Origin of the sequence: Kitasatospora sp. NPDC057738, from assembly GCF_042798815.1 — a bacterium.
Lineage (GTDB): Bacteria > Actinomycetota > Actinomycetes > Streptomycetales > Streptomycetaceae > Kitasatospora > Kitasatospora lactacystinica.
This window is the reverse complement of the sequence record NZ_JBHVJT010000043.1, coordinates 27,088-33,869: the sequence shown is the minus strand read 5'-3', so window position 1 is coordinate 33,869 and position 6,782 is coordinate 27,088. Positions and strand designations below refer to the sequence as shown.

Below are 6,782 nucleotides of genomic sequence, written 5' to 3'. Positions count from 1 at the left end.
TCTTGGTGTAGGGCACGGCAAGGCACCGGAAACTACTCTTTATGTTTTTGGTCTCTCCCCCTCGCTCCTAGCACGACCCCCCCCCCCCTTCTCCCCGGACCGGGCACCCGCCGCGGACCAGCACCCACCCGCGCCACCTCGGGACACCACCATGCCGACACCACGACGCCGTTCGGCAGCCCCCGGGCCCGCCCTGGGCCTGTGGGCGCTGCACGACCTGCACCTGCGCCACTACCTCGACTACGCCGAACTGCTCCTGCCGCCCGCCGACGCGCCCCTGGCCGTCCGCGCCGCCTTCGAGGAACTCGGCGGCCACTGGCTCGACGCCCTGTCCACCGCCAGCCCGGCCGCCTGCGCCTGGCAGGCGGTGCGCCGCCGGGTCTGCACCCTGGCCGGCCCCCGGCCGCTGGGCCCGGTCGCCCACCTCACCGCCGCCCAGCAGGACGTCCTGCTGCTGCACCTGGTCCTCGACCTGTCCGCCGCCGAGATCGCCGCCCTCACCGGCACCGAACCCGCCGCCGTCCACGTCCAGCTCCGCTCCCTGGCCGCCGCCCGCCGCTGACCGGGCCGGTCCCGGCCGCCGCTTGCCGAGAGCCCGTCAGGGGCCGGGGCGCCGTGCGGGTCACGGGGCCGGCGGGTAGCCGCGGGCGTGCACGAGGTCGCGGGTGAGGCGGGTGAAGGCGCGGGCGGCGGCGCTGCGGTAGGCGCCCTCGCGGTGCAGGAGGGTGACGGTGCGGGTGGGCAGGGGAGGGTCGAGGGGGACGGGGGCGAGGTGGGGGTGGTCGTGGGCGAGGGCGTCGGGCAGGACGGTGGCCAGGCCGGTGCGCCGGACGATCTCGGTGAGGGCCTGGACGGAGTTGGCCTCGACCGTGATCCGCGGGGCGGCCCGGTGGCGGGCGAAGTAGCCGTCGATGTGCGCCCGGGTGGCGAAGTCGCCGCTGAGCAGGGCGAGTTGTTCGTCCTTGAGGGCGTGGACCGGTAGCGGGCCGGGCAGCGTCCGGGCGCGCGAGGTGCCGGTGACGAGGCTGAGGGTCTCGGTGAACAGCGCGGTGGCGGCGATGCCGGGCGGGTGGGTTCCGGCGAAGGCGATGCCGAGGTCCAGGTCGTCGGCGAGCAGCGCGGCCTCGATGCGGTCCTGGGTGGTCTCCGTCAGGGTGAGGCCGACGCCGGGGTGGCGGGCGTGGAGCTCGGCGGTGAGCGGGCCGACCAGGTAGGCGGTGAAGGTGGGGGTGACACCCAGGCGCAGGTGGCCGCGGGAGAGGTCCTGGACGTCGTGGACGGCGCGTTCGGCGGCGGCCAGGTCGCGCAGCGCGCGCCGGGCGTGGTCGGTGTAGACGGCGCCGGCGTCGGTGAGCCGCACGGTGCGGCCGGTGCGGTCCAGCAGCTGCACGCCCAGGGTCTTCTCCAGCTGCCTGATCTGCTGGGAGAGCGTGGGCTGGGAGATGTGCAGCTCCTCGGCGGCGCGGGTGAAGTTGCCGTGTTCGGCGACGGCGAGCAGATAGCGCAGGTGACGCAGTTCGGGAGCGGCCATGGAACAGACTATAGACGCGACCAATGGCTTCCATGCCCGGCAGCTCTTGGACGCTATAGGCACAGGTCATGCATGGTGGATCTCACCGGCCCACCGGGGCCGGCCACCACCCGAAGGGAGTGACCAGTGCAGGACCTCACCGACGGCGTCGCCCGTTTCCAGCGGGACGTCTTCCCGGCCAAGGCGGAGCTCTTCGCCCACCTGGCCACGCACCACACCCCGGACACCCTGTTCATCGGCTGCTCCGACGCCCGCGTCGTCCCCGAGCTGATCACCGGCACCGAGCCGGGCGACCTGTTCGTCATCCGCACCGCCGGCAACCTGGTGCCCGCCCACACACCCGAGGCCGACGGCGTCGCGGCCAGCATCGAGTACGCCGTCGCGGCACTCGGCGTGCGGGACATCGTCGTCTGCGGCCACTCCGCCTGCGGCGCGATGACCGCCCTCGCCGAGGGCCACGACCTCAGCGGCGCCCCCGCGGTCGCCACCTGGCTGCGTCACGCCGACGCCTCCGTGGCCCGCACCTCCGCCGACGGCGACGTCCCCGCCCTGGTCCGCCAGAACGTGCTCGCCCAGCTGGCGAACCTGGCCACCCACCCCTCGGTCGCCCGCGCCCTCGCCGGGGGCGGGGTCGCCCTGCACGGCTGGGTCTACGACATCCCCACCGGCCGCGTCGAGGTCCTCACCGCCGGCGCCCCCGCGCTCGCCGCCTGATCCCCCCACCCCCCGTACCCCCTCGCGTCGCCCCCGTCCCGGGATGACGCGGACCCCTCGCAAGAGAAGGACAACCGCCATGGTGCACGCCCAGTTCAACCAGAGCGCCCGCGAGGCGCTGGCCGACGCCGCCGTCGAGGCCAAGATCCGCAAGGACCTCTCCTGGAAGCGGATCGCCGAGGCCTCCGGCCTGTCGGTGGCCTTCACCACCGCCGCCGTCCTCGGCCAGCACCCGCTGCCGGAGGAGTCCGCGAAGGCCGTGGCCGAACTGCTCGGCCTGGACGAGGACGCGGCGCTGCTGCTGCAGACCGTCCCGCTCCGCGGCTCGATGCCCAACCGCGTCCCCACCGACCCGACCATGTACCGCTTCTACGAGATGCTCCAGGTCTACGGCACGACCCTCAAGGCCCTGGTGCACGAGGAGTTCGGCGACGGCATCATCTCCGCGATCAACTTCAGGCTCGACGTGCGGAAGGTCGCCGACCCCGAGGGCGGCGAGCGCGCGATCATCACCCTGGACGGCAAGTACCTGCCGACCAAGCCCTTCTGACCGGCCCTTGCGGCCAAGCCCCCGCCGATCGGGGGGGCGGGCCGGGACCCCCGGCCCGCCCCTTCCCCCCGCCCCTTTCCCCCGCCGCTTCCCCCCGCTCCCGCCCCGGAGGCCCTGATGGACTTCGTCCAGCGCACCATCGATATCGCCCGCCAGAACGTCACCGAGGGCGGCCGCCCGTTCGCGACCGTCATCGTCAAGGACGGCGAGATCCTCGCGGAGAGCCCCAACAGGGTCGCCCAGACCGGCGACCCCACCGCCCACGCGGAGATCCTCGCCATCCGCGAGGCCTGCACCAGGCTCGGCACCGAGCACCTGACCGGCACCACCGTCTACGTGCTCGCCCACCCCTGCCCGATGTGTCTGGGCTCGCTCTACTACTGCTCGCCCGACGAGGTCGTCTTCCTCACCACCCGCGACGCCTACGAGCCCCACTACGTCGACGACCGCAAGTACTTCGAACTGGGCACCTTCTACGACGAGTTCGCCAAGCCGTGGCAGGAGCGCAGGCTGCCGATGCGCCACGAACCGCGCGAGGACGCCGTCGAGGTGTACCGCCTCTGGCAGGAGCGCAACGGCGGCGAGCGCCGCTTGGCGGGCGCCCCGCGCCCCCAGGGCTCCGAGCGGGACTAGGCACGCCCTAACATCGAGCCGTGATCGTATGGCTCAACGGCACCCACGGCGCGGGCAAGACGACGACCGGCGCACTCGTGCAGCCACTGATTCCGGATGCGCGGGTGTTCGACGCCGAGAAGGTCGGCGAGACCCTCATGGACATCACGCCGGGGCTTCCCCGGACGGACAACTTCCAGCACTGGCCGCCGTGGCGGCAGCTCGTGGTCGAGACCGCCCACCGGGTACTCGACTACACCGGCGGCACCCTGGTGATGCCCATGACCGTCCTGGTCGAGCGGTACTGGCGGGAGATCAGTGCGGGCCTCGCCCGACACGCCATCCCGGTACGGCACTTCGTCCTCCACGCCGACCAGGAGACCCTCCGCGGGCGGATCGAGGGGGACACCGTCCTCGGCCCCTCCTCCTTCCGCCTCAGGCACCTCGAACCCTACGCCGAGGCGGCCCGCACCTGGCTGCACGCCGAGGCCGAGGTGCTCGACACCACCCACCTCACGCCCGCCCAGGCCGCCCGACGGATCGCGGCGGCCGTCACGGGCCGGGGCCCCGCCCTCCCCGCCGTTGAGCCGGGGGCCGGGTCGGGGCCGTAGACGTGGAAGGGGCGCCCTCTGCCGGAGCGGGCGCCGCGGCGTCAGGAGGCAGGCGTGCTCAGGTTCCACGGAGCATGGCGGATCACCGTCGTCGGCAGGAGCGCCGACTTCGACCAGCGGGCCGTCGTGCGCGGCGCGTACGGGCTGCGGGTGCTGCCCGGGCGGGTCGGCGCCACCATCGAGGTGGACGAGGAGAGCTGGACGCTGTCCCTGGAACACCACCTGTGGGGCCGCAGCTGGCAGCCCAACCTGCGCACCACCCCCGGACCGGTCACCGAACACGGCGGCCTGCGCAGCCAGTTGCTCACCAGCAACGACTGCCACTGGCCGGGCAAGCCGCTCGACTACGTCAACTTCGTGCTGCGCCTGGACCAGGCCGTCACTCCGGCCGTCACCCAGGCCGTCACCCGGACCGCCGCGCCGGTGCGCGCCGCCCGTCCGCTGGAGGCGCCGATCGCCGCGCCCGTCCAGGCCGTCCGCACCTCCTCCTCGGGCTGGCCCGAGGTCGGGCCCGCGACCGGGCCCGAGCGCGAACGCGAATGCGAACGCACCGCCCCTGAGCGCGGCACCGCCCCCGCGGCGCCGTCGGTGTCGCCGCGGGAGAGCGGGCGGCCCGCCTGGTAGCCCGACGGCGCGAGCGGGGGATACCCCCAGGTCACGGCGGCCCGCTGGCCGGGTGTTCCGGCGGGCCGGCACCGGGTTGGCTGGAGCCGTCAGCACCAGCCGAACCGAAAGGCCGTCACCCGTGCCCTTCCGTACCACCGCCCGCATCACCGCCCGGGCCGCCGCCGTCACCGCCCTGGCCGCCGCGCTCGGCGCCACCGCCATGAGCACGAGCGCCTCGGCCATCGTCAACGGCCGCGACTCCACCGAGCGCTACCCCTTCATGGCCACCCTCCCGCTGAGCGCCGAGCAACTGGCCGACGGAGCCTGCGGCGCCACCCTGATCGACCGCCAGTGGGTGCTGACCGCCGCCCACTGCGTGGTCGGCACCGAGGACACCGGCGTCACCCTCAAGGGCACCGTGCGCATCGGCAGCGCCCACCGCGACAGCGGCGGCACCGTGCGCAAGGTCGACCGCGTCGTCGTCCACCCCGGCTTCGAGTTCGGCGACGGCGCCACCCGCCCCAACCGGAACGACCTGGCCCTGGTCCGCCTGGACCGCCCCGCCCCCCAGCAGCCCGTCCGCGTCGCCGAACACCCCGGCAGCCCCGGCACCCCCACCCGGCTGCTCGGCTTCGGCACCGTCGTCGACACCACCGACTACCAGCGGATGGTCTTCCCCGACCGCCTCCAGGAACTGCCCACCCGCATCGGCGCCACCACCGACTGCGCCCCCGGCTGGGCCGACCCCACCCGCCTGTGCACGCTCAGCCAGGTGCCCCGGGCCATGGCCTGCTTCGGAGACTCCGGCGGCCCCCAGATCCAGCGCGGCCGCGGCGGCCGCTGGGAACTCGTCGGCACCACCTCCGGCCCCGGCGCCCCCGGCGTGCCCTGCGCGGGCGGCCCCGGCCTGTACACCGACGTGCCCGCCTACGCCCCCTGGATCAGCGGCACCCTCGCCGCCGGCTGACGCCCCGACCCCACCGCGCGGCTAAAGTCCCAGGTGAGAACCGTCGCGCCCGAGGAGAGCCCGCCATGCCGACCGACCCCGCCGCCACCGCGATCCCCGCCCCCGCCGCCGCGCGCCCCGCGCGCCTCGGCCTGGGCACGGCGGCCGTCGGCCGGCCCGGCTACATCAACCTCGGGCGCGACGCCGACCTGCCCGCCGAACGCACCGTCGACGCCCTGCGCGAACGCACCCACACCCTGCTCGACGCCGCGTACGCCGCCGGCGTGCGCTACCTCGACACCGCCCGCTCCTACGGCCGCGCCGAGGAGTTCCTCGGCCAGTGGCTCGCCGAACACCCCGAGGCCGCGGCCGAGGTGACGGTCGGCAGCAAATGGGGCTACACCTACACCGCCGACTGGCAGACCGACGGAGTCGCCGCGCACGAGGTCAAGGAGCACTCCACCGCCGTCTACGACCGCCAGATCCACGAGACCCGCACCCTGCTCGGCGACCACCTCGACGTCTACCTCGTCCACTCCGTCACCCCCGACAGCCCCGCCCTCACCGACCCCGCCCTGCACCGGCGCCTCGCCGGCCTCGCCGCCGAAGGCGTCCGGGTGGGCCTGTCCACCAGCGGCCCCGCCCAGGCCGACACCATCCGCCGCGCCCTCGCCGTCACCACGGACGGCCGACCGCTGTTCACCGCCGTCCAGGCCACCTGGAACCTGCTGGAGACCTCCGCCGCCCCCGCCCTCGCCGAAGCCCACGCGGCCGGATGGCTCGTCGTCGTCAAGGAGGGCATGGCCAACGGCCGCCTCGCCGGCCGCAACGCCACCGGCCCCGACACCGCCCCGCTGCGCACCCTCGCCGACCGCACCGCCGCCACCCCCGACGCCCTCGCCCTCGCCGCGGCCACCGCCCAGCCCTGGGCCGACATCGTCCTCTCCGGCGCCGCCACCCCCGACCAGCTCGCCTCCAACCTCGCCGCCACCGGCCTCCGCCCGACCCCCGAGGACCTCGCCGCCCTCGGCGCCATGGCCGAGCCGGCCGGGGCGTACTGGCGTACGCGGGCGGGGCTGCCCTGGTCCTGAGGCGTTGCGGGCGGGGGCGCCGGCCGGGGGCGCCCAGGGGGGAGAGGGAGGGGGGGAGGCCCTCCTGCCCCCCACCCGCTCTTTTCTCCTCCCCCACGTGCAAACACCCAACCAAAACACG

Annotated in this window: 9 protein-coding genes; 8 read left to right on the top strand and 1 reads right to left on the bottom strand. The window is 74.9% G+C overall.

Annotation, left to right across the window (positions count from 1 at the left end; all coding sequences use genetic code 11):
- Positions 1–151: 151 nt before the first annotated feature.
- The gene (locus ACFVGO_RS23075) at positions 152–562 is read left to right on the top strand and encodes a sigma factor-like helix-turn-helix DNA-binding protein (protein WP_359906537.1); all 411 of its coding nucleotides are present in this window, start codon (positions 152–154) and stop codon (positions 560–562) included.
- A gap of 60 nt (positions 563–622) precedes the next feature.
- Here the strand turns inward: ACFVGO_RS23075 and cynR are convergent, their stop codons facing one another.
- Positions 623–1,531: a transcriptional regulator CynR gene (cynR, locus tag ACFVGO_RS23070; protein WP_380357800.1), complete on the bottom strand. Its 909-nt coding sequence runs from the start codon at positions 1,529–1,531 to the stop codon at positions 623–625.
- A gap of 126 nt (positions 1,532–1,657) precedes the next feature.
- On the opposite strand from cynR, the gene ACFVGO_RS23065 reads away from it, so the two are divergent.
- The 7 genes from ACFVGO_RS23065 (at position 1,658) to ACFVGO_RS23035 (ending at position 6,661) form a co-directional block, all read left to right on the top strand.
- Positions 1,658–2,245, top strand: coding sequence for a carbonic anhydrase (locus ACFVGO_RS23065; protein WP_380357801.1), 588 nt, complete (start codon positions 1,658–1,660; stop codon positions 2,243–2,245).
- Between the two features lie 79 nt (positions 2,246–2,324).
- Positions 2,325–2,795 carry a cyanase gene (gene cynS, locus ACFVGO_RS23060; RefSeq protein WP_359906528.1) on the top strand — a complete coding sequence of 157 codons (471 nt, stop codon included), beginning with the start codon at positions 2,325–2,327 and terminating at the stop codon, positions 2,793–2,795.
- 117 nt (positions 2,796–2,912) lie between these two features.
- Complete coding sequence (locus ACFVGO_RS23055; protein WP_380633745.1) at positions 2,913–3,428, top strand: nucleoside deaminase; 516 nt, start codon at positions 2,913–2,915, stop codon at positions 3,426–3,428.
- Positions 3,429–3,448: 20 nt separating this feature from the next.
- Positions 3,449–4,018 (top strand): ATP-binding protein, encoded by a 570-nt coding sequence (locus ACFVGO_RS23050; RefSeq protein ID WP_380633743.1) that lies wholly within the window; start codon positions 3,449–3,451, stop codon positions 4,016–4,018.
- Between the two features lie 54 nt (positions 4,019–4,072).
- Positions 4,073–4,642, top strand: coding sequence for a hypothetical protein (locus tag ACFVGO_RS23045; RefSeq protein WP_359906520.1), 570 nt, complete (start codon positions 4,073–4,075; stop codon positions 4,640–4,642).
- Between the two features lie 121 nt (positions 4,643–4,763).
- The gene (locus ACFVGO_RS23040; RefSeq protein ID WP_380357814.1) at positions 4,764–5,591 is read left to right on the top strand and encodes a S1 family peptidase; all 828 of its coding nucleotides are present in this window, start codon (positions 4,764–4,766) and stop codon (positions 5,589–5,591) included.
- Positions 5,592–5,656: 65 nt separating this feature from the next.
- A complete protein-coding gene (locus ACFVGO_RS23035; RefSeq protein ID WP_380633740.1) occupies positions 5,657–6,661 on the top strand; it encodes an aldo/keto reductase in 1,005 nt (334 codons plus the stop codon).
- Positions 6,662–6,782 lie beyond the last annotated feature (121 nt).

Coding starts and splice junctions, on each gene's coding strand:
- ACFVGO_RS23075 (WP_359906537.1), top strand. CDS start 152: ATGCCGACACCACGACGCCGTTCGGCAGCCCCCGGGCCCGCCCTGGGC.
- cynR (WP_380357800.1), bottom strand. CDS start 1,531: ATGGCCGCTCCCGAACTGCGTCACCTGCGCTATCTGCTCGCCGTCGCC.
- cynS (WP_359906528.1), top strand. CDS start 2,325: ATGGTGCACGCCCAGTTCAACCAGAGCGCCCGCGAGGCGCTGGCCGAC.
- ACFVGO_RS23055 (WP_380633745.1), top strand. CDS start 2,913: ATGGACTTCGTCCAGCGCACCATCGATATCGCCCGCCAGAACGTCACC.
- ACFVGO_RS23035 (WP_380633740.1), top strand. CDS start 5,657: ATGCCGACCGACCCCGCCGCCACCGCGATCCCCGCCCCCGCCGCCGCG.